Source organism: Pseudomonas sp. 31 R 17 (assembly GCF_900004915.1).
GTDB lineage: Bacteria > Pseudomonadota > Gammaproteobacteria > Pseudomonadales > Pseudomonadaceae > Aquipseudomonas > Aquipseudomonas orientalis_A.
This window is the reverse complement of record NZ_CVTN01000041.1, coordinates 1-25,319: the sequence shown is the minus strand read 5'-3', so window position 1 is coordinate 25,319 and position 25,319 is coordinate 1. Positions and strand designations below refer to the sequence as shown.

The 25,319-nt window shown below is 58.7% G+C and carries 21 protein-coding genes; 7 read left to right on the top strand and 14 right to left on the bottom strand.

What is annotated here, in order from left to right:
- Window positions 1-251: 251 nt before the first annotated feature.
- From sucD to sdhC, 9 genes are all read right to left on the bottom strand, one after another.
- Window positions 252-1,133 carry a succinate--CoA ligase subunit alpha gene (gene sucD / locus BFP89_RS03840; protein WP_065884237.1) on the bottom strand — a complete coding sequence of 294 codons (882 nt, stop codon included), beginning with the start codon at window positions 1,131-1,133 and terminating at the stop codon, window positions 252-254.
- A complete protein-coding gene (sucC, locus tag BFP89_RS03835) occupies window positions 1,133-2,299 on the bottom strand; it encodes an ADP-forming succinate--CoA ligase subunit beta (RefSeq protein ID WP_003190011.1) in 1,167 nt (388 codons plus the stop codon). Before sucC ends, sucD begins: the two co-directional genes overlap by 1 nt.
- 204 nt (window positions 2,300-2,503) lie before the next feature.
- Entirely contained in the window at window positions 2,504-3,940 is a 1,437-nt protein-coding gene (gene lpdA, locus BFP89_RS03830) for a dihydrolipoyl dehydrogenase (protein ID WP_057722679.1), read from the bottom strand.
- A gap of 99 nt (window positions 3,941-4,039) precedes the next feature.
- Window positions 4,040-5,260: a 2-oxoglutarate dehydrogenase complex dihydrolipoyllysine-residue succinyltransferase gene (odhB, locus tag BFP89_RS03825; RefSeq protein WP_065884235.1), complete on the bottom strand. Its 1,221-nt coding sequence runs from the start codon at window positions 5,258-5,260 to the stop codon at window positions 4,040-4,042.
- Window positions 5,261-5,304: 44 nt separating this feature from the next.
- Window positions 5,305-8,136, bottom strand: a complete 2,832-nt coding sequence (locus BFP89_RS03820; RefSeq protein WP_065884234.1) for a 2-oxoglutarate dehydrogenase E1 component — start codon at window positions 8,134-8,136, stop codon at window positions 5,305-5,307.
- 261 nt (window positions 8,137-8,397) lie between these two features.
- Complete coding sequence (locus BFP89_RS03815) at window positions 8,398-9,102, bottom strand: succinate dehydrogenase iron-sulfur subunit (protein ID WP_003172807.1); 705 nt, start codon at window positions 9,100-9,102, stop codon at window positions 8,398-8,400.
- Window positions 9,103-9,113: 11 nt separating this feature from the next.
- The gene (gene sdhA, locus BFP89_RS03810; RefSeq protein WP_065884233.1) at window positions 9,114-10,886 is read right to left on the bottom strand and encodes a succinate dehydrogenase flavoprotein subunit; all 1,773 of its coding nucleotides are present in this window, start codon (window positions 10,884-10,886) and stop codon (window positions 9,114-9,116) included.
- Window positions 10,887-10,889: 3 nt separating this feature from the next.
- Complete coding sequence (sdhD, locus tag BFP89_RS03805; protein WP_065884231.1) at window positions 10,890-11,258, bottom strand: succinate dehydrogenase, hydrophobic membrane anchor protein; 369 nt, start codon at window positions 11,256-11,258, stop codon at window positions 10,890-10,892.
- Window positions 11,252-11,626 carry a succinate dehydrogenase, cytochrome b556 subunit gene (sdhC, locus tag BFP89_RS03800; RefSeq protein ID WP_065884229.1) on the bottom strand — a complete coding sequence of 125 codons (375 nt, stop codon included), beginning with the start codon at window positions 11,624-11,626 and terminating at the stop codon, window positions 11,252-11,254. Before sdhC ends, sdhD begins: the two co-directional genes overlap by 7 nt.
- 365 nt (window positions 11,627-11,991) lie before the next feature.
- On the opposite strand from sdhC, the gene gltA reads away from it, so the two are divergent.
- A complete protein-coding gene (gene gltA, locus BFP89_RS03795) occupies window positions 11,992-13,281 on the top strand; it encodes a citrate synthase (RefSeq protein ID WP_003233249.1) in 1,290 nt (429 codons plus the stop codon).
- Between the two features lie 252 nt (window positions 13,282-13,533).
- On the opposite strand, the gene BFP89_RS03790 is transcribed toward gltA, so the two are convergent.
- The 3 genes from BFP89_RS03790 to BFP89_RS03780 form a co-directional block, all read right to left on the bottom strand.
- Complete coding sequence (locus BFP89_RS03790; protein WP_065884227.1) at window positions 13,534-15,192, bottom strand: cation acetate symporter; 1,659 nt, start codon at window positions 15,190-15,192, stop codon at window positions 13,534-13,536.
- Window positions 15,189-15,500, bottom strand: coding sequence for a DUF485 domain-containing protein (locus BFP89_RS03785; RefSeq protein ID WP_057014105.1), 312 nt, complete (start codon window positions 15,498-15,500; stop codon window positions 15,189-15,191). Before BFP89_RS03785 ends, BFP89_RS03790 begins: the two co-directional genes overlap by 4 nt.
- A gap of 254 nt (window positions 15,501-15,754) precedes the next feature.
- Window positions 15,755-16,606: a glycine betaine ABC transporter substrate-binding protein gene (locus BFP89_RS03780; RefSeq protein ID WP_065884225.1), complete on the bottom strand. Its 852-nt coding sequence runs from the start codon at window positions 16,604-16,606 to the stop codon at window positions 15,755-15,757.
- Window positions 16,607-16,938: 332 nt separating this feature from the next.
- Here BFP89_RS03780 and BFP89_RS03775 point away from each other — a divergent pair, with 332 nt between their 5' ends.
- Complete coding sequence (locus BFP89_RS03775) at window positions 16,939-18,492, top strand: glycoside hydrolase family 17 protein (protein ID WP_065884224.1); 1,554 nt, start codon at window positions 16,939-16,941, stop codon at window positions 18,490-18,492.
- 80 nt (window positions 18,493-18,572) lie between these two features.
- Here the strand turns inward: BFP89_RS03775 and BFP89_RS03770 are convergent, their stop codons facing one another.
- Window positions 18,573-18,941 carry a hypothetical protein gene (locus tag BFP89_RS03770; protein WP_065884222.1) on the bottom strand — a complete coding sequence of 123 codons (369 nt, stop codon included), beginning with the start codon at window positions 18,939-18,941 and terminating at the stop codon, window positions 18,573-18,575.
- 235 nt (window positions 18,942-19,176) lie between these two features.
- On the opposite strand from BFP89_RS03770, the gene BFP89_RS03765 reads away from it, so the two are divergent.
- The 4 genes from BFP89_RS03765 (at window position 19,177) to BFP89_RS03750 (ending at window position 23,196) form a co-directional block, all read left to right on the top strand.
- On the top strand, window positions 19,177-20,475 hold the full coding sequence (locus tag BFP89_RS03765) for a serine/threonine protein kinase (RefSeq protein ID WP_057722697.1): 1,299 nt from the start codon (window positions 19,177-19,179) through the stop codon (window positions 20,473-20,475).
- The gene (locus BFP89_RS03760; RefSeq protein WP_065884221.1) at window positions 20,468-21,256 is read left to right on the top strand and encodes an MlaA family lipoprotein; all 789 of its coding nucleotides are present in this window, start codon (window positions 20,468-20,470) and stop codon (window positions 21,254-21,256) included. The genes BFP89_RS03765 and BFP89_RS03760 overlap by 8 nt, the downstream gene beginning before the upstream one ends.
- Before the next feature lie 165 nt (window positions 21,257-21,421).
- Window positions 21,422-22,738: an AAA family ATPase gene (locus BFP89_RS03755; RefSeq protein ID WP_065884219.1), complete on the top strand. Its 1,317-nt coding sequence runs from the start codon at window positions 21,422-21,424 to the stop codon at window positions 22,736-22,738.
- Window positions 22,735-23,196 (top strand): hypothetical protein, encoded by a 462-nt coding sequence (locus BFP89_RS03750; RefSeq protein WP_065884218.1) that lies wholly within the window; start codon window positions 22,735-22,737, stop codon window positions 23,194-23,196. Before BFP89_RS03755 ends, BFP89_RS03750 begins: the two co-directional genes overlap by 4 nt.
- 38 nt (window positions 23,197-23,234) lie before the next feature.
- Here the strand turns inward: BFP89_RS03750 and BFP89_RS03745 are convergent, their stop codons facing one another.
- Window positions 23,235-24,149 carry a DUF808 domain-containing protein gene (locus tag BFP89_RS03745; RefSeq protein ID WP_065884217.1) on the bottom strand — a complete coding sequence of 305 codons (915 nt, stop codon included), beginning with the start codon at window positions 24,147-24,149 and terminating at the stop codon, window positions 23,235-23,237.
- A gap of 135 nt (window positions 24,150-24,284) precedes the next feature.
- Here BFP89_RS03745 and BFP89_RS03740 point away from each other — a divergent pair, with 135 nt between their 5' ends.
- Entirely contained in the window at window positions 24,285-24,890 is a 606-nt protein-coding gene (locus BFP89_RS03740; RefSeq protein ID WP_065884215.1) for a TetR/AcrR family transcriptional regulator, read from the top strand.
- Window positions 24,891-25,319 lie beyond the last annotated feature (429 nt).

Below are 25,319 nucleotides of genomic sequence, written 5' to 3'. Positions count from 1 at the left end.
CCGATAAGCGACATTCAAATGTCGCGTTTTCATACTTAATCTAGCCATACACACAAAAAAAATGTGGGAGGGGGCTTGCCCCCGATAGCGGTGGTTCAGTCACATCATCATGACCGACCCCCCGCAATCGGGGGCAAGCCCCCTCCCACATTTGGATCTTCACCAAGCTCAGGTACTTTGCTGAGCCCAGAATGCACAAAGGCCACCCGAAGGTGGCCTTTGTGGGGTGAAGCGTCAGCTAAGCGCGAGGCTTACTTGACGGCCCAACCGGTCAGCTCGGCCAGGGCCTTGCCGATGTCTGCCAGCGAACGCACGGTTTTCACACCTGCGTCTTGCAGCGCAGCGAATTTCTCGTCTGCAGTGCCTTTGCCGCCGGAGATGATTGCGCCAGCATGGCCCATGCGCTTGCCCGCAGGGGCAGTCACACCAGCGATGTAGGAAACAACCGGCTTGGTCACGTGTGCCTTGATGTAGGCAGCCGCTTCTTCTTCAGCCGAACCGCCGATCTCACCGATCATCACGATCGCTTCGGTCTTCGGGTCTTCCTGGAACAGCTTCAGGATGTCGATGAAGTTGGAGCCCGGGATCGGGTCACCGCCGATGCCGACGCAAGTCGACTGACCGAAACCGGCGTCAGTGGTCTGCTTCACAGCTTCGTAGGTCAGGGTGCCGGAACGGGAAACGATACCGACTTTACCTGGCAAGTGAATGTGACCCGGCATGATGCCGATCTTGCATTCGCCTGGGGTGATCACGCCTGGGCAGTTAGGGCCGATCAGGGTGATACCCAGTTCGTCGCACTTAACCTTGGCGTCCAGCATGTCCAGGGTAGGAATGCCTTCGGTGATGCACACGATCAGCTTGATGCCGCCGAAGGCCGCTTCCAGGATCGAGTCCTTGCAGAAAGGAGCTGGAACGTAGATCACGCTGGCGGTGGCGCCAGTGGCTTCTACTGCTTCTTTCACGGTGTTGAACACTGGCAGGCCCAGGTGCTCGGTGCCGCCTTTGCCCGGCGTTACGCCGCCAACCATCTGGGTGCCGTACTCGATGGCTTGCTGGGTGTGGAAACTACCTTGCGAACCGGTAATACCCTGGCAGATAACTTTGGTGTCTTTATTGATCAGGACGCTCATTACTTGCCCTCCGCAGCTTTGACAACTTGTTGAGCAGCGTCGGTCAGGCTGGTAGCCGCGATGATGTTCAAACCGCTTTCTGCCAGTACTTTAGCGCCCAGTTCAGCGTTGTTACCTTCAAGGCGAACAACAACCGGGATTTTAACGCCGACTTCTTTCACTGCACCGATGATGCCTTCGGCAATCATGTCGCAACGAACGATGCCGCCGAAGATGTTGACCAGTACTGCTGCGACGTTGGAGTCGGACAGGATGATCTTGAACGCTTCGGTTACGCGTTCCTTGGTAGCGCCACCGCCTACGTCGAGGAAGTTGGCTGGCTTGCCGCCATGCAGGTTGACGATGTCCATGGTACCCATGGCCAGACCGGCACCGTTGACCATGCAGCCGATGTTACCTTCCAGCGCTACATAGTTCAGTTCGAACTTGGCAGCGTGCGCTTCGCGCGGATCGTCTTGCGACGGATCGTGGAAAGTCTTCAGCTTTGGCTGACGGTACATGGCGTTGGCGTCGATGTTGATCTTGGCGTCGAGGCAGTGCAGATCGCCGTCAGCCTTGATCACCAGCGGGTTCACTTCCAGCAGGGCCAGATCGTGATCCTGGAACAGTTTGGCCAGACCGACGAAGATCTTGGCGAACTGGGCAACTTGCTTGCCTTCCAGACCCAGCTGGAAAGCCAGCTCGCGACCCTGGAATGGCTGAGCGCCAACCAGTGGATCGATAGTGGCCTTCAGAATTTTTTCCGGGGTTTCGTGAGCGATCTTCTCGATGTCCACGCCACCTTCGGTGGACGCCATGAACACGATGCGACGGCTCGAACGGTCAACGACAGCGCCCAGGTACAGCTCTTTAGCGATATCAGTGCACGATTCAACCAGGATCTTGGTGACTGGCTGGCCATTGGCATCAGTCTGGTAAGTCACCAGACGCTTGCCCAGCCACTGCTGTGCGAAGGCCTTGGCGTCTTCTTTGCTGCGAACCAGCTTGACGCCGCCCGCTTTACCGCGACCACCGGCGTGGACCTGGGCTTTGACAACCCACTCGCTGCCGCCGATTTTGTCGCAAGCTTCTGCTGCTGCTTCCGGGGTGTCTACTGCGTAGCCCTTGGAAACTGGCAGGCCGTATTCAGCGAACAGCTGCTTACCCTGATACTCGTGAAGATTCATGCTTTTTACCGTCTTCGTTAGGTACTGCGCATTCGGCGCTGCGCTCATTATGAGTGCCGCACCACCTGTGACTGCTGCTTGCGCAACCTGCGGGGCTTATGGCCCGTAAAGCTGCACAAGGCTGCGTCCAGCGGATATTCCGCGGTGAGTCTTGCGCGCAAGGCTCACGACGGGCAACTCCGCCGTGGTTTCTTATTATCTCGCTTAGCGCTTCTTGCGGTTGGCAATGTGGATGGCGCCGCCATTCACTGCCAACGCTGCTTCGTGCAACGCTTCGGACAGGGTTGGATGGGAGAAGACCATCATGCCCAGGTCCTCGGCACTGGTGCCGAATTCCATACCGATAGCGCCTTGCTGAACCAGTTCTGCAGCGCTTGGACCAATCACGTGGACGCCCAATACGCGGTCAGTCTTGGCATCAGCGATGACTTTGACAAAACCACCGGTGTCGTTGGCTGCCATGGCACGGCCAGAAGCGGCGAACGGGAAGGTGCCGACGTTAACTTCAACGCCTTCAGCTTTCAACTGCTGTTCGTTCTTGCCGACCCATGCGATTTCCGGGTGGGTGTAGATAACCGATGGAATCAGGTCGTAGTTCATCTGGGTCTTGTGACCCTTGATGCGCTCGACCACCATGATGCCTTCTTCGGAAGCCTTGTGGGCCAGCATCATGCCACGAACCACGTCGCCGATCGCATAAACGCCCGGTACGGTGGTTGCGCAATGATCGTCAACGTGGATGAAACCACGCTCATCGATGCTCACGCCGCTGTCGGAGGCCAGCAGGTCGGTGGTCACGGGGCGACGACCGACGGCTACGATCAGCTTGTCGAAGGTGATGGTCTGCTCGCCTTCCTTGTCGGTGTAGGTCACGACAACTTCTTCGCCGTTGACCTTGGAACCGGTAACGCGCGCGCCCAGCTTGATGTCCAGACCCTGTTTGGTCAGGGTCTTGTAGGCTTCCTTGGACACGGCGGTGTCGGCGGCCAGCAGGAAGGTGTCCAGGGCTTCGAGCACGGTCACTTGCGAACCCAGGCGGGACCATACCGAACCCAGCTCCAGGCCGATGACGCCGGCGCCGATCACACCCAGGCGCTTGGGCACGGCCTGGAATTCCAGGGCGCCGGTCGAATCGACGATCACGTTCTGATCGACTGGAGCCGGTGGAATATCGATTGGACGCGAACCGGGTGCCAGGATCACGTTTTCGGCTTCGATGACTTCAACCGAGCCGTCCGGCTTGGTGATTTCAACTTTCTTGCCGGCCAGCAGCTTGCCGTGGCCTTGCAGGGAAGTCACGCCATTGGCCTTGAACAAGGTGGCAACGCCGGAAGTCAGGCCTTTGACGATGTTGGCTTTACGGCCGACCATCGCGGGCACGTCCATGGTCACGCCGGCATGGTTGATACCGTGGATCGCGAAACCATCCTGGGCTTCGTGGAATTTCCAGGAGCTGTCCAGCAGCGCCTTGGAAGGAATGCAACCGACGTTCAGGCAGGTACCGCCCAGCGCCAGTTTGCCTTCCTTGTCGGTGTATTTTTCGATGCAAGCAGTCGAGAGGCCCAGTTGTGCAGCCTTGATGGCGGCAACATAGCCGCCAGGGCCTGCACCAATCACTACAACGTCAAATTTCTGTGTCATGAAAATAGATCCTCTATTTGCGACAAGCTTCTAGCCCCAAGCTGCAAGCCAAGCTGCTTTTTCCTACAGCTTGTAGCTCGCAACCTGGGGCTGCTTCAATCAGATATCCAGCAGCAGGCGAGCCGGGTCTTCCAGCAGGTTCTTGATGGTCACCAGGAACGTCACGGCTTCTTTACCATCGATCAGGCGGTGATCGTAAGACAGCGCCAGGTACATCATTGGGCGGATCACGACCTGGCCGTTGATGGCCATTGGACGCTGGATGATGTTGTGCATGCCCAGGATCGCGGCTTGCGGTGGGTTGACGATCGGCGTCGACATCATCGAACCGAAGGTACCACCGTTGGTGATGGTGAACGTACCGCCGGTCATCTCGTCGATGGTCAGCTTGCCGTCACGGGCTTTCTTGCCGAAGCCGGCGATGCCGCCTTCGATTTCGGCCAGGCTCATCAGCTCGGCGTTACGCAGAACCGGAACCACCAGGCCACGGTCGCTGGACACGGCAACGCCGATGTCTGCATAGCCATGGTAGACGATGTCGGCGCCATCGATGGAAGCGTTGACTGCCGGGAAGCGTTTCAGCGCTTCGGTGGCCGCTTTCACGAAGAACGACATGAAGCCCAGGCGCACGCCGTTGTGGGACTTCTCGAACAAATCCTTGTACTTCGAACGCAGCGCCATGACTTCAGTCATGTCGACTTCGTTGAACGTGGTCAGCATCGCCATGTTCGATTGTGCTTCAACCAGGCGCTTGGCCACGGTGGCACGCACACGGGTCATCGGTACGCGCTTCTCGGTGCGGTCGCCGGCAGCGAACACAGGCGCGGCGGCGGCCGGTGCGGCAGCCTTGGCGGGTGCGGCAGCCGGAGCGTTTTTCTTCGCTTCAACCGCAGCCACCACGTCTTCCTTGGTGACACGGCCGTCTTTGCCGGTGCCCTTGATGGACGCCAGGTTGATACCGTTTTCTTCAGCCAGCTGACGAGCAGCCGGTGCAGCGATTGGATCTTCACCACCCGCAGCCGGAGCGGCGGCAGGTGCGGAAGCGGCAGCCGGTGCAGCGGCAGGAGCAGGGGCAGCAGCGCTGCCCTCTTCGATCGAGCCCAGTACCTGGTTCGACAGGACGGTAGCGCCCTCTTCGGCCACGATTGCGCCCAGCACGCCGTCGGCTTCGGCCAGCACTTCGAGCACGACTTTGTCAGTTTCGATGTCGACGATCAGGTCGTCACGCTTGACGGCCTCGCCTGGTTTCTTGTGCCAGGTGGCAACGGTGCCATCGGCAACCGATTCCGGGAATGACGGGGCTTTGATTTCGATAGCCATTATCTGTAGGTCCTTAAAATTCGGTTTCAGTCAGCGCGAAGGCGTTAAACAGTGAAAGCAGCTTGCAGCAGTTTTTCCTGCTGCTCGGCGTGCATCGACGCATAACCACAGGCAGGTGCAGCAGACGCATCACGACCGGCATACTCCAGGCCCAGGGCCTTGTTGTGGTTGCCGATGCTGCGACGCAAGTGATGCTGGCTGCTGTACCACGCGCCCTGGTTCATCGGTTCTTCCTGACACCACACCACATTCGTGAGGTTGGTGTAAGGCGCGATGATCTCCATGAGGTCATCTTCCGGGAACGGGTAAAGCTGCTCGATACGCACGATGGCGATGTCTTCGCGGCCTTCGGCACGGCGTTTTTCCAGCAGATCGTAATAGACCTTGCCGCTGCACAGGATCAGGCGAGTGACCTTGGCGGCGTCCAGCGTATCGATTTCCGGAATAACGGTCTGGAACGAACCTTCGGCCAGATCTTCCAGGGTCGAAACGGCCAGTTTGTGACGCAACAGCGATTTCGGAGTCAGCACGACCAGTGGCTTGCGCAGCGGGCGGATCACCTGGCGGCGCAGCAAGTGGTAGATCTGCGCCGGGGTCGTCGGCACGCACACCTGAATGTTGTGCTCGGCGCACAGCTGCAGGTAACGCTCCAGACGGGCCGAGGAGTGCTCGGGGCCCTGACCTTCATAACCGTGTGGCAGCAGCATGGTCAGACCGCACAGACGGCCCCACTTGTGCTCGCCGCTGGTGATGAACTGGTCGATAACCACTTGGGCACCGTTGGCGAAGTCGCCGAACTGGGCTTCCCAGATCACCAGCGCGTTAGGCGTGGTGGTGGAATAGCCGTATTCGAACGCCAGCACGGCTTCTTCGGACAGGAACGAATCGTACAGGTCGAAACGTGGCTGGCCTTCGTACAGGTTCTGCAACGGGATGTAGGTGCCCGCGTCTTTCTGGTTGTGCAATACGGCATGACGGTGCGAGAACGTACCGCGGCCGATGTCCTGGCCGGTCATGCGGATCGGGTGACCTTCGAACGCCAGGGTCGCGTACGCCATGGTTTCGGCGTAACCCCAGTTGATCGGCAGGCCGCCGGCTTGCATCTTCTGACGGTCTTCGTAGATCTTCGCAACCTGGCGCTGAACCACAAACCCTTCAGGGATTTCCAGCAACTTGGCAGACAACTCCTGCAACGTCTTCAAGTCGAAGCTGGTGTCATGGCGCGCAGTCCAGGTGTGGCCCAGGTACGGACGCCAGTCAACGAACAGCTCTTTGTTCGGTTCCTTGACCAGGCTTTTCACCACATGCAGGCCGTTATCCAGCGCATTGCGGTATTCGTCGATCTTCGCCTGGACACGCGCATCATCCAGCACGCCGGCCTTGGTCAGGCTTTCGGCGTACAGCTCACGGGTGGTGCGCTGCTTGGTGATCTGCTGGTACATCAACGGCTGGGTGCCGCTTGGCTCATCCGCTTCGTTGTGACCGCGACGGCGGTAGCACACCAGGTCGATGACCACGTCACGCTTGAACTGCATGCGGTAGTCGACAGCCAGCTGGGTCACGAAGAGTACGGCTTCCGGATCATCGCCATTCACGTGCAGGATCGGCGCCTGGATCATCTTGGCAACGTCGGTGGCGTACTCGGTAGAGCGCGCATCCAGCGGGTTGCTGATGGTGAAGCCAACCTGGTTGTTGATGACGATATGAACCGTGCCGCCGGTCTTGAAGCCGCGAGTCTGCGACATCTGGAACGTTTCCAGGACCACGCCTTGACCGGCGAATGCCGCGTCACCGTGGATGGAAATCGGCAGGACCTTCTCGCCGGTAGCGTCGTTACGACGATCCTGGCGCGCACGCACCGACCCCTCGACCACCGGAGAAACGATTTCCAGGTGGGATGGGTTGAATGCCATGGCCAGGTGAACTTCACCGCCGCTGGTCATCACGTTGGACGAGAAGCCCTGGTGATATTTAACGTCACCGGAACCCAGCTCGACCTTCTTCTTGCCTTCGAACTCGTCGAACAACTCGCGCGGGTTCTTGCCGAAGGTGTTGACCAACACGTTCAGGCGACCACGGTGAGCCATGCCGATCACGACTTCCTTGGTGCCATAGGAGCCGGAACGCTGGATCAGTTCGTCGAGCATCGGAATGAGGCTTTCGCCGCCTTCCAGGCCGAAACGCTTGGTGCCCGGGTATTTGGTACCCAGGTATTTTTCAAGACCTTCAGCGGCGGTCACGCGCTCGAGCAGATGGCTGCGCACATCGGCGGACAAGACCGGACGGCCACGCACGCCTTCCAGGCGATGCTGGAACCAATGGCGCTGCTCGGAATCGGTGATGTGCGTGAACTCGGCGCCGATGGTGCGGCAATATGTCTGCTGCAACGCTTCGTGAATTTCGCGTAGGCTCGCTTCCTCTTTGCCGATGAACAGGTCGCCGGCACGGAAGGTCGTATCAAGATCGGCATTGGTCAAGCCGTAATGATTGATCGACAGGTCAGCAGGTGCAGGACGCTGCCAGAGCCCCAGCGGGTCAAGCTGGGCCGCCTGGTGGCCGCGCATCCGGTAAGCCTGGATCAGTCGCAGTACTTCAACTTGCTTCTTCTCGTGCTCACTGCTCACGCTGCCGGCGGAAACCGGTTGGGCGCGGCGCTGGTTCTTTGCCAGCAACACGAAATGATCGCGAATCGCAGCATGCGATACATCGGTGGCAGCGTTGCCGTCTGAAGACAACGTCTGAAATTTGGTGCGCCATTCTTCTGGCACAGCGTTAGGGTCGTGCAGGTAGAGCTCATAAAGCTCTTCCACATAGGCAGCGTTACCACCTGAAAGATAGCCGCTGTTCCACATGCGCTGCATCACGCTTTCTTGCATGCTTGGTCACCCTCGATTTGGGGACACCACCGGCGAAAACACCGAGTTTGCTTGCAAAAGGCCAAGTGCAGCGACCAGAACAAGCCACTAGGATCACGCTGATAGTTCGGGTACCAACCCGAATGCCCCTGCTTGTCTCATTTCTTCAAAATAAGAGCCGCGGCTTTGTAAGTCGCTGCTCAAGTTAAAACTACGGCGCCGGTTGAAGCCTGCGCCGCAGCATTTACGGGCACAACGGTCCTGCTTTTACTGCAACGTCAGTTACACGCCGCTCTGCAGCAGCATGTTACGGATGTGACCAATGGCCTTAGTCGGGTTCAGGCCTTTGGGACATACGTTGACGCAGTTCATGATCCCGCGGCAGCGGAATACGCTGAACGGGTCATCCAGTGAAGCCAGACGCTCGGACGTCTTGGTGTCACGGCTGTCTGCCAGGAAGCGGTAGGCTTGCAGCAGCGCAGCCGGGCCCAGGAACTTGTCCGGGTTCCACCAGAAGGACGGGCACGACGTCGAGCAGCAAGCGCACAGGATGCACTCGTACAGGCCGTCGAGTTTTTCGCGCTCTTCCGGGGACTGCAGACGCTCGATGGCCGGAGCCGGCGTGTCGTTCTGCAGGAACGGCTTAACTTTCTCGTATTGCTTGTAGAAGATGCTCATATCGACGACCAGGTCACGGATAACCGGCAAACCTGGCAGTGGACGAACGATCAGCTTGTTGCCCTTGACCACGGCCGACAGCGGCGTGATGCACGCCAGGCCGTTTTTGCCGTTGATGTTCATGCCGTCGGAACCGCACACACCTTCACGGCAAGAGCGACGATAGGAGAAACCCTCGTCCTGCTCTTTGATCAGTGCCAATACATCCAGCACCATCAGGTCTTTACCGCCGGTATCGACCTGGAATTCCTGCATGAACGGCGCGGCGTCCTGATCAGGGTTGTAGCGATAAACACTGACTTTCAACATGGCAGCCACCCTTAGTAAGTCCGAATCTTCGGTTCAAACGTCGGCACCGTCTTCGGCGAGAAGTTCACGGCACGCTTGGTCACGCGCTTGTCACCCGGGAAGTACAGGGTGTGGCACAACCAGTTCTCGTCGTCGCGGTCTTCAAAGTCTTCACGGGCGTGAGCACCACGGGATTCCTTGCGAACCTCGGCGGCGATCGCCGTCGCTTCAGCCACTTCCAGCAGGTTCTGCAGCTCAAGGGCTTCGATACGAGCGGTGTTGAACGCCTGGCTCTTGTCGTTGATCTTGACGTTGGCGATGCGTGCGCGCAGGTCGGCCAACTGGGCGATACCCTTCTGCATGTATTCGCCGGTACGGAACACACCGAAGTAGTTCTGCATGCAGCTTTGCAGCTCGCGACGCAGGGTTGCCACGTCTTCGCCGTCAGTGCGCTCGTTCAGAGCGTTCAGGCGCGCCAGGGCGGCTTCGATGTTGGCGTCGGTGGCGTCATCGTATTCGATGCCGTCGGTCAGGGCTTTTTCCAGGTGCAGGCCGGCAGCGCGGCCAAATACCACCAGGTCGAGCAGCGAGTTGCCGCCCAGGCGGTTGGCACCGTGAACCGATACGCAAGCCACTTCGCCTACTGCGAACAGGCCGTGAATGATCTCGTCCACGCCTTCGGCATTCTGGGTGATGGCCTGGCCATGAATGTTGGTCGGCACGCCGCCCATCATATAGTGGCAGGTCGGAACCACCGGAACCGGAGCAACCACCGGGTCAACGTGAGCAAAGGTCTTGGACAGCTCACAGATACCTGGCAGACGGCTGTGCAGCACTTCTTCGCCCAGGTGATCGAGCTTGAGCAGTACGTGGTCGCCGTTCGGGCCACAGCCGTTGCCGGCGATGATCTCTTTAACCATCGAACGGGCCACAACGTCGCGACCGGCAAGGTCTTTCGCGTTCGGAGCATAACGCTCCATGAAACGCTCGCCGTGCTTGTTGATCAGGTAGCCACCTTCACCACGGCAACCTTCGGTCACCAATACACCGGCGCCGGCGATGCCGGTCGGGTGGAACTGCCACATTTCGATGTCCTGCACCGGCACGCCTGCACGCAGGGCCATGCCGACGCCGTCACCGGTGTTGATCAGGGCGTTGGTGGTGGACGCGTAGATACGGCCTGCACCGCCGGTCGCCAGCACGGTAGCCTTGGCGCGGATGTAGGTGGTTTCACCGGTTTCGATGCAGATGGCGATCACGCCGACGAACTCGCCCTTGCCGTTCTTCACCAGATCGACAGCGTAGTACTCGTTCAGGAACGTGGTACCGGCTTTCAGGTTGCCCTGATAAAGGGTGTGCAGCAGCGCGTGACCGGTACGGTCGGACGCGGCGCAGGTACGGGCAGCCTGCCCGCCTTTACCGTAATCCTTCGACTGGCCGCCGAATGGACGCTGGTAGATACGGCCTTGCTCGGTACGGGAGAACGGCAGACCCATGTGGTCCAGCTCGAACACCGCAGCCGGGCCTTCCTGACACATGTATTCGATAGCGTCCTGGTCACCGATGTAGTCGGAACCCTTGACGGTATCGTACATGTGCCAGCGCCAGTCATCGTTCGGATCGGCGGAAGCGATGGCGCAGGTGATGCCACCCTGGGCCGATACAGTGTGCGAACGCGTCGGGAACACCTTGGTGATCACGGCGGTCTTGTGGCCACCCTGGGCCAGCTGCAGCGCAGCGCGCATGCCGGCACCGCCGCCACCAATAATGATGGCGTCGAATGAAATAGTTGGAATGTTAGCCATGAATCAGATACCCCAAAGAATCTGCACACCCCAGACGAAGTAAGCGAACATCGCGATGCCGCATACTGCCTGGAAGAGGAAACGGACTGCGGTCGCGGACTTGCCCAGCGCCATTGGCGTCAGGTAGTCGGTCGCGATGGTCCACATGCCGACCCAGGCGTGAGCGCCCAGGGCGACAAGGGCCAGCAGGCTGAAGATTCGCATCGCATTGTGGGCGAACAGGCCGTGCCACTGCTCAAAGCCGATGCCCGGGTTTGCGACGAGGTATCCGATCAGGAAAATGAAATAAGCCGCGAGAACGACCGCAGACACACGCTGTGCCATCCAGTCATAGAGGCCCGAACGCGACAGATTCGTTACGCTGGTTACCATATCCAAACTCCTGCCAGAACGATCAGCACCACGGAAATGGCGATGATGATTTTCGAGCCCAGGCGGCCGCCTTCCAGCGTCTCACCGATACCCGCATCCATGATCAAGTGGCGCACGCCGGCTACCAGGTGATACAGCAGAGCGGACAGGAGGCCCCATGCTACGAACTTGGCCAGCGGGCTGGTCAAGGTTGCCTTCACCTCGGCAAAACCTTCCTCGGAACCCAGGGATTTGCTCAATGCGTAAAGCATGATGCCCAGGCCCAGGAACAGGATGATGCCGGAAACACGGTGCAGGAACGACGTAACGCCGGTGATGGGGAGTTTGATGGTCCTTAGGTCTAGGTTTACAGGTCGTTGGCTATTCACGGCTTTTTTTCACACTGAAGAGCCCCTAACAATCAGGGCAAAGTTGTTGGGGAGTGCGACTGGTCAGGTAAGCACCACCCAGGGAGTGCGACCCCCAATGAAAGCAAGCCCAAAAGCCCTTGGCGGTCGGTGGCCGAGTATAGACAGTTAGGTTACTAATGACAACGCGCACACCTCACCCTAATAGCTGATTGCGCTGACGGGATAAAAGGCGTAAATGGCAGGCAATTTCGACGAAAAAGTACGGTTAAAGCCTTCTGGAGCAAGACTTTAGGCAAATTGACATCTGAATTTATCTCACTATAGTGGTGCGGGCCCTGCGTGGGGGGTCTGTCTGATGATTTGAAGCATAAATAGGAGGCCACATGGCTGACAAAAAAGCGCAGTTGATCATCGAGGGCGCAGCCCCCGTCGAGCTGCCCATTTTAACCGGCACCGTTGGTCCCGATGTTATCGACGTACGGGGCCTGACGGCCACGGGCCGTTTCACTTTCGACCCAGGCTTCATGTCGACCGCCTCTTGCGAGTCGAAGATCACCTATATCGATGGCGATAATGGCATTCTGCTTCACCGCGGCTACCCGATCGAGCAACTCGCCGAACAGTCGGACTATCTGGAAACCTGCTACCTGCTGCTAAATGGCGAATTGCCAACAGCCGAGCAGAAAGCCCAGTTCGTCAGCACCGTGAAGAACCACACCATGGTTCACGAGCAGTTGAAGACCTTCTTCAACGGCTTCCGTCGCGACGCCCACCCGATGGCCGTCATGTGCGGCGTGGTCGGCGCCCTGTCGGCCTTCTATCACGACTCCCTGGACATCAATAACCCGCAGCATCGCGAAATTTCCGCGATCCGCCTGGTTGCCAAGATGCCGACCCTGGCCGCAATGGTTTACAAGTACTCCATGGGCCAACCCATGATGTACCCGCGCAACGACCTGACGTACGCGGAAAACTTCCTGCACATGATGTTCAACACGCCGTGCGAGATCAAACCGATCAGCCCGGTGCTGGCCAAGGCTATGGACCGGATCTTCATCCTCCACGCCGACCACGAGCAGAACGCCTCCACCTCTACCGTACGTCTGGCGGGCTCTTCGGGTGCCAACCCGTTCGCCTGTATCGCCGCCGGTATCGCCGCACTGTGGGGCCCTGCCCACGGCGGTGCGAACGAAGCCGTATTGACCATGCTCGATGAAATCGGCGATGTCTCGAACATCGACACATTCATCGCCAAGGCCAAGGACAAGAACGACCCGTTCAAGTTGATGGGCTTCGGTCACCGGGTCTACAAGAACCGCGACCCGCGCGCCACCGTCATGAAGCAGACTTGCGACGAAGTGTTGAAGGAACTGGGCATCAAGAACGATCCGCAACTCGAACTGGCCATGCGCCTGGAAGAGATCGCCCTGACCGACCCGTACTTCATCGAACGCTCGCTGTACCCGAACGTCGACTTCTACTCGGGGATCATCCTCAAGGCGATCGGCATTCCAACCAGTATGTTCACCGTGATCTTCGCCCTGGCGCGGACCGTGGGCTGGATCTCCCACTGGAAGGAAATGCTTTCGAGCCCGTACAAGATTGGCCGCCCGCGTCAGTTGTACACCGGCTACGAGTCGCGTGATATCACCAAGCTGGAAGATCGCAAGTAAGCAATTAGCTGCAAGCTGTAATGAGAACGGCCTCCCTTAGTGGAGGCCGTTTTTATTTGTGTCGCCTGAGCTGGCCTCATCGGGGGCAAGCCCCCTCCCACACTGGATTGGGTTCACACATCTGAACCTGTGAATACAGTCAAATGCGGGAGGGGGCTTGCCCCCGATGAGGCCAGACCAGACACCACAACCCCCCAGACAAAAAAATACCCCAGCCTTTCGACCGGGGCATTTCTCTATGCAGTGAAAAGCTTAGTGGTTAACCGCCCCACTCGCCCCCAGGCCCGTCTGCGAACGCACAAATTGCGGGAAGTACAGCGCACGCTCTTTCTCCGCCGCCGCCGACTTGTCGGTGATGGAGAAGAACCAGATACCGACGAACGCAATGATCATCGAGAACAGCGCCGGGTACTCGTACGGGAAGATGGCTTTTTCATGGTGCAGGATCGAGACCCAGATGGTCGGACCCAGCACCATCAGGCCCACGGCACTGACCAGGCCCAGCCAGCCACCAATCATGGCGCCACGGGTGGTGAGGTTTTTCCAGTACATGGAAAGCAGCAGTACCGGGAAGTTACAGCTGGCGGCAATCGAGAACGCCAGGCCGACCATGAACGCAATGTTCTGGCTTTCGAACAGAATCCCCAGGCCGATAGCCAACACCGCCAGGGCGATGGTGGTGATCTTCGACACGCGAATCTCGTCCTTCTCGTTGGCCTTGCCTTTCTTGATCACACTGGCGTACAGGTCGTGGGACACCGCCGAGGCACCTGCGAGCGTCAAGCCGGCAACCACCGCAAGGATGGTGGCGAAGGCCACGGCCGAGATGAAGCCCAGGAAGATACTGCCGCCCACCGCGTTGGCCAGGTGCACCGCCGCCATGTTGTTGCCGCCGAGCAGAGCACCGGCCGCGTCCTTGAACGCCGGGTTGGTGCTGACCAGCAGGATCGCGCCAAAACCGATGATGAACGTGAGGATATAGAAGTAGCCGATAAAGCCGGTGGCATACAGCACGCTCTTACGCGCTTCCTTGGCGTCACTCACCGTGAAGAAGCGCATCAGGATGTGCGGCAGGCCCGCAGTCCCGAACATCAGGGCAAGCCCCAGGGAGAACGCCGAGATCGGATCCTTCACCAGGCCGCCGGGGCTCATGATCGCCTCACCTTTGGGGTGAACCTTGATCGCCTCGGAGAACAGCATGTTGAAGTCGAAGTTGACGTGCTTCATCACCATCAGCGCCATGAACGAGGCACCGGACAGCAGCAGCACTGCCTTGATGATCTGTACCCAGGTGGTCGCCAGCATGCCGCCGAACAGCACATAGAGGCACATCAGGATGCCCACCAGGATCACCGCTACATGGTAATCGAGGCCGAACAGCAGCTGGATCAGTTTGCCCGCGCCGACCATCTGCGCGATCAGGTAGAACGCCACCACCACCAGCGAGCCACAGGCCGACAGGCTGCGGATCTGGGTTTGGCCCAGGCGATAGGACGCCACGTCGGCAAAGGTGTACTTGCCCAGGTTGCGCAGGCGCTCGGCGATCAGGAACAGAATGATCGGCCAGCCCACCAGGAAGCCGATCGAGTAGATCAGGCCGTCATAGCCGGAGGTAAACACCAGCGCGGAAATCCCCAGGAAGGACGCGGCCGACATATAGTCGCCGGCAATCGCCAGGCCGTTCTGGAAACCGGTGATCTTGCCGCCGGCCGCATAGTAGTCGGCCGCCGAGTTGTTGCGCTTGGAGGCCCAGTAGGTGATGCACAACGTCGCGCCGACAAAGGCCACGAACATCAGGATCGCTGCAATATTCAGCGGTTGCTTGTGCACTTCACCGGTCAATGCATCGGCCGCCCAAACGGCGGGCGCAAAGACTGAAGCGCCGAATACAGCCAATAGACGACGGATCATTGCGCAGCCTCCTTGAGAATCGCATTGTTCAGGTCGTCGAATTCGCCGTTGGCGCGTCGTACATAGATGCCGGTGAGGATGAAGGCCGAGACAATCAGCCCGACCCCGATGGGGATGCCCCAGGTGATGGATGAACCAGGGCTGAGCTTGGCCCCCAGCACTTGGGGCCCGTAGGCGATCAACAGGATGAATCCGGAGTAAAGCCCTAGCATGATCGCCGAGAGAATCCAGGCGAACCTTTCCCTTTTCCTGACCAGCTCCTTGAAACGCGGGCTGTTTTGAATCGAGAGGTAAATGCTGTCGTTCATTGTTTTTATCCTCGCAGCACAGCTTTTTTATTATTGGAACATGGCCACTGTATGCGGCTGCGGAACAGGTTCCAGACGACCTTAGTCTTAGATCGAGTGTAGCGAGGGATTGTGAGAACGCAGGAAGATTTGCGGGGGACAAAAATCAATGTGGGAGGGGGCTTGCCCCCGATAGCGGTGGGTCAGTCAAAATAGCTGTGACTGACATGCCGCAATCGGGGGCAAGCCCCCTCCCACAGGTACATCAGTGGCTTTTATTTAGCGGTCCACTCGGCGACGCGCTCAGGGTGCTTGGCGACCCAATCCTTGGCCGCTGCGTCCGGCTTGGCACCTTCCTGGATCGCCAGCATGACTTCACCGATTTCATCCTTGGAGGCCCACTGGAATTTCTTCAGGAAAGCCGCCACTTCCGGCGCTTTCGCCTCCAGGCCCTTGCTGCCGATGCTGTTGACGGTTTCAGCAGCACCATAAACGCCTTTCGGGTCATCCAGGAAACGCAGTTTCCACTTGGCGAACATCCAGTGCGGCACCCAACCGGTGACCGCAATGGAATCCTGCTTGTCTTCGGCGCGGGTCAGTTCGGCGATCATTGCGGCGCCCGAGCTGGCTTGCAGTTTGTAGTCGAGCCCGTATTGCTTGATGGCCTCGTCGGTCTTGAGCATCACGCCTGAACCGGCGTCGATGCCGACGATTTTGTTTTTGAAGGTGGTGTCGGTCTTGAGGTCTTCGATGGACTTGGCCTTGACGTACTCCGGCACGATCAGGCCAATTTTCGCATCCTTGAAGTTGGGGCCGTAGTCGACCACCTTGTCCTTGTTCTTGGTCCAGTATTCGCCGTGGGTCACCGGCAGCCAGGCGGACAGCATGGCATCGAGCTTGCCGGTGGCCACACCCTGCCACATGATCCCGGTGGCGACCGCTTGCAGCTTCACGTCATAACCGAGCTTTTGCTTGATCACTTCAGCCGCCACATGGGTGGTGGCCACGCTGTCGGACCAGCCATCCACATAGCCGATGCTCAGGGTTTTGCTGTCGGCACTAACCAGTGTGGAGCCCATCGCAACTACCAGAGTGGCAGCTGCGCCCAAGAGTCGTCGCATCTTCATATTACTTCCCCGAAAGTGCTGCGCCCGACGAATGCCGAGCGACGTCAACCTGTTGTTATACGGTGCACCGCGCCCCCTTCACGCGCATCGATCCGGTCGCTGAGGCATCAGTGGAGTACTGACGGTTTTATCATCAACCTGCCGAGGCCTTTACCCTGCTCTGTCAGCGACCTTGGTTGAGCAGGAAACGACATCACATCGCCAGCAGGACGTTTTGTAGGAGTTATCGTCAGAATCACGCCCGAAGTTTGCATGTCAAAATCATGCAGCCGCACTGGCACGCGCCAAATCCGGGTAAGATGCGCGCCTTTGCTCTCCCAGATAAGCCAACCATGCCCGCGACTGCCCGCTTCCCCGCCGTGCCCTATTTTCTTGCTTTGATCCTGGGCGTGCTCGCCCTTGTCGGCTACTGGTATGGCCTCGGCCGGCCGGTGGTGCTGCCGGATGTGGCGAGCGCCAGCCACAAGCTGCAATGTGCGTCCTATACGCCGTTCGACAAGGACCAATCGCCGTTCGACCAGCCCTTCCAGCTGCGTCCCGAACGCATGGACGCCGACCTGGCCCTGCTGGCCACACGCTTTGAATGCATTCGCACGTACTCCATGACCGGCCTCGAAGCGTTGCCGCAGATGGCGCGCAAGCATGGCCTGAAGGTGATGGCCGGGGCCTGGGTGAGCAGCGACCCGGTGGCGACTCAAAAGGAAATCGACGAGTTGATCACGGCCGCCAATGCCTACCCGGACGTGGTGACCTCGGTTATCGTCGGCAACGAAGCGCTGTTGCGCAAAGAGGTCACCGCTAAACAGCTGGTGACGCTGATCCAGACCGTCAAGCGCCAGATCAAGCAGCCGGTCACCTACGCCGATGTGTGGGAATTCTGGCTGCAGCACCCGGAAATCGCCCCGGCGGTGGACTTCCTGACCATCCACCTGCTGCCGTACTGGGAAGATGAGCCATCCGGCATCGACCAGGCGCTCAAGCATGTAGGCGATGTACGCCAGACCTTCGGGCACAAGTTCGCGCCCAAGGACATTCTGATCGGCGAGACCGGCTGGCCCAGTGAAGGACGCCAGCGCGAAACCGCCGTGCCGAGCCGGGTCAATGAAGCCAGGTTCATGCGCGGCTTTGTCGCCATGGCCGAAGCCAATGGCTGGCGCTACAACCTGATTGAAGCCTTTGACCAGCCGTGGAAGCGCGCCAGTGAAGGGGCCGTGGGCGGTTATTGGGGGCTGTTCGATGCAGACCGCCAGGACAAGGGCATCCTCGCAGGGCCGGTGACCAATGTGCCGTACTGGCCGCTATGGCTGGGCGTCGGCGGGATGATTCTGTTGGGGACGTTGGTACTGGGCGGACGAGTCCGTACAACCCGCGCGGCCCTTGCACTGCCATGGCTCGGTGCGATCGCGGCGTGCTCTATCGGCACCTGGGCTGAACTGACCCGCGTGACTGCTCGTTTTAATGATGAGTGGGTGTGGGCCGGCTTGTTGCTGGTATTGAACCTGCTGGTACTGGCCCACGCCGCACTGGCGCTCGGCGCCCGTGATGGCTGGCGTGAGCGGGCGTTCAACTGGCTGGAGCAACGGGCGGGCGGGCTGGTGGCGATTGCCGGGTTTGCCGGCGCTGTGATGATGCTCGCATTGGTGTTCGATCCGCGTTATCGAAGCTTCCCGAGCGCGGCACTGGTACTGCCGGCCCTGGTGTACCTGGTGCGCCCGGTGACCGGGCCGCGTCGGGAGATTGCGCTGCTGGCCTTTATCATCGGTGCGGGCATTGCGCCGCAGTTGTACCGTGAAGGCTTGTTGAATCAGCAGGCTTGGGGGTGGGCGGTGGTGAGTGTGCTTATGGTTGTGGCTTTGTGGCGTTGCTTGCGGGTGCGCAAGGCCTAACACCGCCATCGGGGGCAAGCCCCCTCCCACATTTGGAATGCGTTCCCCTGTGGGAGGGGGCTTGCCCCCGATTGGCCCTGTCAGACGACGCGAGGCTTCCTGACCAACCGCAACCCCGCAATCACCACGGCAAACACCGCAAACGTAGTGTTGTACAACGCCAACGCCGGCACCCCGAACACCAACCCCAACACCGCCAGGCCCCACCCCGCACGGCCCGGCACGCAAAACCCCAGCACCGACGTGATCAATGCCGCCCAACCCAGCACCTTGAAATGAATCATCAACCCCAGGTTCGAACGCACCTGGCATTCCCAGCGGCTGGCTTCATCAGCACAAATGCCGACCCACTGCCCATCCTCCATGAAGCCATACCGCGCGGCATAACTGGCCGCCAACCATAACGGCAGGGCGATAAGCAGCAGGATCAATGGCAAACGACGGGACATAGGGCACTCCGATAGGCAAAAACGGCGCTCAGCTTAATCCCCCGGCGGCCGTTAGCAAGGTGTCTGCGCAGATATCTGTTCATCAATGCGTGGCAAAGTGTATCGTCTGCCAGCTATTACTCCGATTCCGACGTTTTTTTCCGACTTTTCGTGCCGAAGGCTGGCACTTCGGTGGCAACGCGGTGGTCATAGCCTGCGAATTTCATTCAGCACCTTTCCTCTTAGGGATTAAGTCATGCTCCGTTCCTTGCGCTGTGCTGCCTTGCTGGGCAGCCTTTTTTTGAGTGCGTCAGCACTGGCCGTCGATATCGACCAAGCCAGCTATGGCTACCCTTTGACGAACCCGTTCGAAGCGACCATTGCCACCACTCCACCCGATCTTCGGCCCACGTTGCCGACCGACGACGAGATCAATCAATCCGATTACACCCTGAACATGCGCCCCGAGCGCGAGTTCAGCCTGCCGGACAATTTCTGGGCGGTGAAGAAACTCACCTACCGCATCGCCAAGCAGGACCGCGCCGCGCCGTTGATCTTTCTGATCGCCGGTACCGGTGCGCGCTTTGACAGCAGCATCAACGAATACCTCAAGAAGCTGTATTACCAGGCCGGCTACCACGTGGTGCAGTTGTCATCGCCGACCAGCTTCGACTTCATCAGCGCCGCATCGCGTTTCGCCACCCCGGGTATCACCCAGGAAGACGCCGAAGACATGTACCGCGTGATGCAGGCCGTGCGCGCGCAGAACGCTTCGTTGCCGGTGACTGATTTCTACCTCACCGGCTACAGCCTGGGCGCCCTGGATGCAGCGTTTGTCAGCAAGCTCGACGAAACCCGTCGCAGCTTCAACTTCAAGAAAGTGCTGCTGCTCAACCCTCCGGTCAACCTCTACACCTCGATCACCAACCTCGACAAGCTGGTTCAGACCGAGGTCAAGGGCATCAACAACACCACCACCTTCTATGAACTGGTGTTGAGCAAGCTGACCCGCTACTTCCAGCAAAAGGGCTACATTGACCTCAATGACGCCCTGCTCTACGACTTCCAACAGTCCAAGCAGCACCTGACCAACGAACAGATGGCCATGCTGATCGGCACCTCGTTCCGCTTCTCGGCTGCCGATATCGCCTTTACTTCGGACCTGATCAACCGCCGCGGCCTGATCATCCCGCCCAAATACCCGATCACCGAAGGCACCAGCCTCACGCCGTTCCTCAAGCGTGCCCTGCAGTGCGACTTCGACTGCTACCTCACCGAACAGGTGATCCCGATGTGGCGCGCCCGTTCCGACGGCGGCAGTCTGCTGCAACTGGTGGACCAGGTGAGCCTGTATGCGCTCAAGGACTACCTGCATGCCAGCCCGAAGATCGCCGTGATGCACAACGCCGACGACGTGATCCTTGGCCCGGGCGACCTGGGTTTCCTGCGTAAAACCTTCGGCGATCGCTTGACCGTCTACCCGCTGGGCGGCCACTGCGGCAACCTCAATTACCGCGTCAACGCCGACGCCATGCTGGAGTTCTTCCGTGGCTAAATATCTTCTGCTGCTTGCCGCACTGATGTGCGCAGGCGTGGCCAATGCCGACAACAGCAAGGCCCACGAACCGGTCAAGGTCGATGCCGACGGCTTCAAGGAGCCGCTGACCAAACTCAAGTTCAACGCAGGCCTGGACCAGCGTGAATTCGAGCGCTCGTCGTTGACCGCGCTCAACGTCTATGACCCGCTGGAGTCGTGGAACCGCCGCGTTTACCACTTCAACTATCGCTTCGACCAGTGGGTGTTCCTGCCGGTGGTGGACGGTTACCGCTACGTCACCCCAAGCTTCCTGCGCACCGGCGTGAGCAATTTCTTCAACAACCTGGGCGACGTGCCCAACCTGTTGAACAGCCTGCTGCAACTCAAGGGCCATCGCTCCCTGGAGACCACCGGACGCCTGCTCGTCAACACCACCATCGGCATCGCCGGCCTGTGGGACCCGGCCACGGCCATGGGCCTGCCGCGCCAGAGCGAAGACTTCGGTCAGACCCTGGGCTTCTACGGCGTGCCCGGCGGCGCCTATGTGGTATTGCCGATCTTCGGCCCGTCGAACCTGCGCGACACCGGCGGCCTGCTGGTGGACTACACCGCCGAGTCGCAGATCAACTTTCTCAACGTCTCCGAAGTCAGCTCCAACCACCCGGAAATCTGGGCCCTGCGCGCCGTGGACAGGCGCTACCAGACCAGCTTCCGCTATGGGCAGATGAACTCGCCGTTCGAGTATGAGAAGGTGCGCTACATCTACACCGAATCGCGCAAGTTGCAGATTGCCGAGTAAACGACACACACAAAAAAGGCCATTCAATCGAATGGCCTTTTTTGTTTCTGTCGATCAACCGTGAAAGGCCCACGGGATAGCATGTCTGCCTAGTAGCGAGGCCGCGCCCAAATCTGTAGGCTTCGGACCAGCGAACCCCCTTCCGCCAATCAACGAGGTTCGGATATGTTGATGTCGATCGATCTAAAAAACTTTAAGAGCTACGGTAATGCCACACTCCCGCTGGCAGCCCTGACATTTTTGATCGGAGCCAATGCTTCCGGCAAAAGTAACGTGCTCGAAGCCATTCGCCTGCTCAATTGGCTGGCAAAAGGCTCTCGTCTGGATGACATTACTCGCTCCATCCAAAGCGGTGATGCAGTTGTTCGTGGTCAAGCCAATGACTTGTTTCGAAACCTCAAGACCAGCGTCTGCCTAGGTGCCCACTTTGGGGATGCTAAGGAAGGATGGAACGATTTTGAAATTTCGATTGATCTCATCGCAGATCAATTAGTTGTGACCGGAGAAAAAGTCGAAAAGAAAGGTGAGAAATTTCCACTATATCAAGTGGACGGAGTTTCCAGCCCTCACACTGACGAAATTAGCGTGGCCTACAACAACTTCGCGCGTGGTAGAAACAAACCCCATATATCATGTTCCAACCGACAGGCCATTTTTTATCAACTTGAAACACCTGCCAGGTTTAAAGCCGGCCATAGCGAGTCCCAAAGAGTAATCCCGCTGGTGACTAAAGCGGTGCGTGAAACCTTGCGCAATGTCGTTTTTCTTGATCCACGGCCCGCCCTTATGCGGGATTACGCGTACCTGAAAGACGATCAAATAAGTGAAGACGGCAGCAACCTTTCTGCCGTTCTATACGGCCTTTCACAAACACCTGAGGAAAAACAAAAACTACTTGGTTTTATAAAATCATTGCCCGAGCAGGATATTACCGATATCCAGTTCATCAAGACTGATCGCAACGATGTAATGGTTCGCCTCGTCGAAACGTTCGGTCAAACCAGCCGCAATGTAGATGCGCCTTTGCTCTCGGACGGAACATTACGCGTACTCGCAATAGGTGCAGCGCTGCTGACAGCCCCGACCGGTTCGTTAGTCATCATTGAGGAAATTGACAATGGTGTTCACCCCAGCCGCGCAGAAACGCTGGTACGTCAACTTCAAAGTATTGCTTCTGACCGCAAGTTACGGGTGTTACTGACCTCACATAATCCAGCACTGCTGGACGCATTACCTGATAGCGCGTTAGCGGATGTCGTCGCTTGCTATCGCGACCCCGATGAAGGCGACAGTCGTCTTGTTCGGTTGGGCGACCTCGAACGTTACCCGGAACTCGTCGCCCAAGGTCCACTGGGCCAGTTGATGACCCGCCGCGTTTTGGATCGCTTTCTTAAAGACAAAACCACAGAGCAGGAGCGAGAAAACAATGCGATGGATTGGTTTGAACAGCTCAAAGCAAGCACTTCGGGGGCCAAGAAATGACTGCAGTATGCCTGCTGGACACCTCGATTTTCTTGGAAATCCTCAACGTTCCCTCTAAGGCATTGCAGCATGAGGCGATCATGGCGCAGCTTAGAGAACGCCTTCTGCTTAAAGAAACCTTATTTCTGCCTATGGCGACTATCTTGGAGACGGGCAACCATATCGGTCAGAACGGAGACGGCCGAGAACGTCGCGCCTGCGCACAAAGATTCGTAAAGCAGGTGAGCGACGCGCTCAAAGGAGGATCACCGTTCAAGCCGATCAGTTTTCTGAGTGAGAAAGAGATGGCTATTTGGCTAGCTGAATTTCCAGAGCATGCGGCTACCGGAAGCGGGCTTGGAGACCTGTCGATCATGCATGACTGGAAACGTCTTTGCTCACTGCATCGAGGTCAGCGTGTTTACGTCTGGTCATTGGATGTACATCTCAGCGCATTCGACAGAGCGCCAGAACTGTAAGGATGAGGCCGCAACACCTACATATTGCGGCCTTATCACTAAGCTCTAAATGCCTTTGAAACTTTACTCACGCTCATTACAGCGGCCAACACCACAGCCCCTGCAATAATCCCCGCCACCGCATTCAACAACGTCGGCATCAACCACGCCAGCGCCCCGCTGTTCTGGCTCACGGTTTCGATCCAGTGATGCACCACCGGCACGCCATGGGTGAGGATGCCGCCGCCGACCATGAACATCGCCGCCGTACCGATCACCGACAGGCTCTTCATCATGTAAGGCGCCGCACTGAGGATGGCGCCGCCGATATTGCGTGCCACTTGGCCCGGTTTCTGTGTCAGCCACAACCCCAAGTCATCCAGCTTGACGATACCCGCCACCAGCCCGTAAACGCCGGCGGTCATGACGATGGCGATGCCCGACAGCACGATCACCTGCTGCGTCAACGCCGCATCGGCCACGATACCGAGGGTGATGGCGATGATTTCGGCCGACAGAATGAAGTCGGTACGGATCGCCCCTTTGATCTTGTCCTTTTCGAAGGCCACCAGGTCGGTCGCCGGGTCGGCCACCGCTTCGGTCAACTGCGCGTGTCCGGCCTGGTCTTCAGCCTTGCTGTGCAGAAATTTGTGCGCGAGTTTTTCGAACCCTTCGAAACACAGGTAGGCGCCGCCCAGCATCAACAGCGGCGTCACCGCCCAGGGGGCGAAGGCGCTGATCAACAGTGCGGTCGGCACCAGGATCAACTTGTTGACGAACGAGCCCTTGGCCACCGCCCACACCACGGGAATTTCCCGCTCGGCGCGCACGCCGGAGACTTGCTGGGCATTGAGCGCCAGGTCATCGCCGAGTACACCCGAAGTCTTCTTCGCCGCCATTTTTGTCATCAGTGCAACGTCATCGAGTACCGCGGCGATATCGTCGAGCAAAACCAACAAGCTGCTTCCTGCCATGAATCGGGTATCCGTTGAGTGAGAGATGAGGCGAGCATAGCGCGGCGCACTGCTGAGCGGGCACATTGTTGAGGCGCGCGGATGGCCGGTGCTACCATGCGCCACCGCCTGTCATGGCAAGGAAACGTCCGGTTTATGAGCAGCATTCGCGAGCGCAACAAAGAAAAGATCCTGCGGGCGGCGAGCGAGGAGTTTGCCGACAAGGGCTTCGCCGCGACCAAAACCAGCGACATCGCCGCCAAGGCCGGGCTGCCCAAGCCCAACGTCTACTATTACTTCAAGTCCAAGGACAACCTCTACCGCGAGGTGCTTGAAAGCATTATCGAGCCGATCCTGGCCGCTTCCACGCCGTTCAACCCCGAGGGCGACCCCAAGGAAGTGTTGAGTAACTATATCCGCTCGAAAATCCGTATCTCCCGCGACTTGCCGTTTGCTTCCAAGGTGTTCGCCAGCGAAATCATGCACGGCGCCCCGCACCTCAGCGCCGAACAGGTCGAACAGCTCAACGCCCAGGCCAGGCACAATATCGACTGCATTCAGAGCTGGGTGGAGCGCGGCCTCATCGCGAAGATCGAGCCTAATCACCTGATGTTCAGTATCTGGGCGGCGACCCAGACCTACGCGGATTTCGACTGGCAGATCTCGGCGGTGACCGGCAAGGCCAGGTTGGATGAGGCCGATTATGAGGCGGCGGCGCAGACCATTATTCGGTTGGTGCTCAAGGGGTGTGAGCCGGACTGATAGACCGCAGTGCCTGTGCCAATCGGGGGCAAGCCCCCTCCCACATTGGACCGTATTCTCAAAGTGGAAATCGGTGAAGTGTGGGAGGGGGATAGCTATCTACACAGCTTTGATATGACACCGACATGTGGCGAGGGAGCTAGCTCGCGATGGCGGTCTCTGGGCCGACCAGGATGTTGGTGTCGATCCCGGTCCAAATGTGGGAGGGGGCTTGCCCCCGATGGCGGCCTCTGGGCCGACCAGGATGTTGGTGTCGATCCCGGTCCAAATGTGGGAGGGGGCTTGCCCCCGATGGCGGCCTCTGGGCCGACCAGGGTGTTGGATTAGATCGAGTGCATATCCGTTTCTGCGGTAACGGCTGCTATGGGTTCCGCTTTTACAGCGGCTCACTTTTGAAAAGCGCAAAAGTAAGCAAAACGCTCTTGCCCC

Excerpts from the sequence above, each read along its gene's own strand:
- sucD (WP_065884237.1), bottom strand. The coding sequence starts at position 1,133 with ATGAGCGTCCTGATCAATAAAGACACCAAAGTTATCTGCCAGGGTATT.
- sucC (WP_003190011.1), bottom strand. The coding sequence starts at position 2,299 with ATGAATCTTCACGAGTATCAGGGTAAGCAGCTGTTCGCTGAATACGGC.
- lpdA (WP_057722679.1), bottom strand. The coding sequence starts at position 3,940 with ATGACACAGAAATTTGACGTTGTAGTGATTGGTGCAGGCCCTGGCGGC.
- odhB (WP_065884235.1), bottom strand. The coding sequence starts at position 5,260 with ATGGCTATCGAAATCAAAGCCCCGTCATTCCCGGAATCGGTTGCCGAT.
- BFP89_RS03820 (WP_065884234.1), bottom strand. The coding sequence starts at position 8,136 with ATGCAAGAAAGCGTGATGCAGCGCATGTGGAACAGCGGCTATCTTTCA.
- BFP89_RS03815 (WP_003172807.1), bottom strand. The coding sequence starts at position 9,102 with ATGTTGAAAGTCAGTGTTTATCGCTACAACCCTGATCAGGACGCCGCG.
- sdhA (WP_065884233.1), bottom strand. The coding sequence starts at position 10,886 with ATGGCTAACATTCCAACTATTTCATTCGACGCCATCATTATTGGTGGC.
- sdhD (WP_065884231.1), bottom strand. The coding sequence starts at position 11,258 with ATGGTAACCAGCGTAACGAATCTGTCGCGTTCGGGCCTCTATGACTGG.
- gltA (WP_003233249.1), top strand. The coding sequence starts at position 11,992 with ATGGCTGACAAAAAAGCGCAGTTGATCATCGAGGGCGCAGCCCCCGTC.
- BFP89_RS03790 (WP_065884227.1), bottom strand. The coding sequence starts at position 15,192 with ATGATCCGTCGTCTATTGGCTGTATTCGGCGCTTCAGTCTTTGCGCCC.
- BFP89_RS03785 (WP_057014105.1), bottom strand. The coding sequence starts at position 15,500 with ATGAACGACAGCATTTACCTCTCGATTCAAAACAGCCCGCGTTTCAAG.
- BFP89_RS03780 (WP_065884225.1), bottom strand. The coding sequence starts at position 16,606 with ATGAAGATGCGACGACTCTTGGGCGCAGCTGCCACTCTGGTAGTTGCG.
- BFP89_RS03775 (WP_065884224.1), top strand. The coding sequence starts at position 16,939 with ATGCCCGCGACTGCCCGCTTCCCCGCCGTGCCCTATTTTCTTGCTTTG.
- BFP89_RS03770 (WP_065884222.1), bottom strand. The coding sequence starts at position 18,941 with ATGTCCCGTCGTTTGCCATTGATCCTGCTGCTTATCGCCCTGCCGTTA.
- BFP89_RS03765 (WP_057722697.1), top strand. The coding sequence starts at position 19,177 with ATGCTCCGTTCCTTGCGCTGTGCTGCCTTGCTGGGCAGCCTTTTTTTG.
- BFP89_RS03755 (WP_065884219.1), top strand. The coding sequence starts at position 21,422 with ATGTTGATGTCGATCGATCTAAAAAACTTTAAGAGCTACGGTAATGCC.
- BFP89_RS03750 (WP_065884218.1), top strand. The coding sequence starts at position 22,735 with ATGACTGCAGTATGCCTGCTGGACACCTCGATTTTCTTGGAAATCCTC.
- BFP89_RS03745 (WP_065884217.1), bottom strand. The coding sequence starts at position 24,149 with ATGGCAGGAAGCAGCTTGTTGGTTTTGCTCGACGATATCGCCGCGGTA.
- BFP89_RS03740 (WP_065884215.1), top strand. The coding sequence starts at position 24,285 with ATGAGCAGCATTCGCGAGCGCAACAAAGAAAAGATCCTGCGGGCGGCG.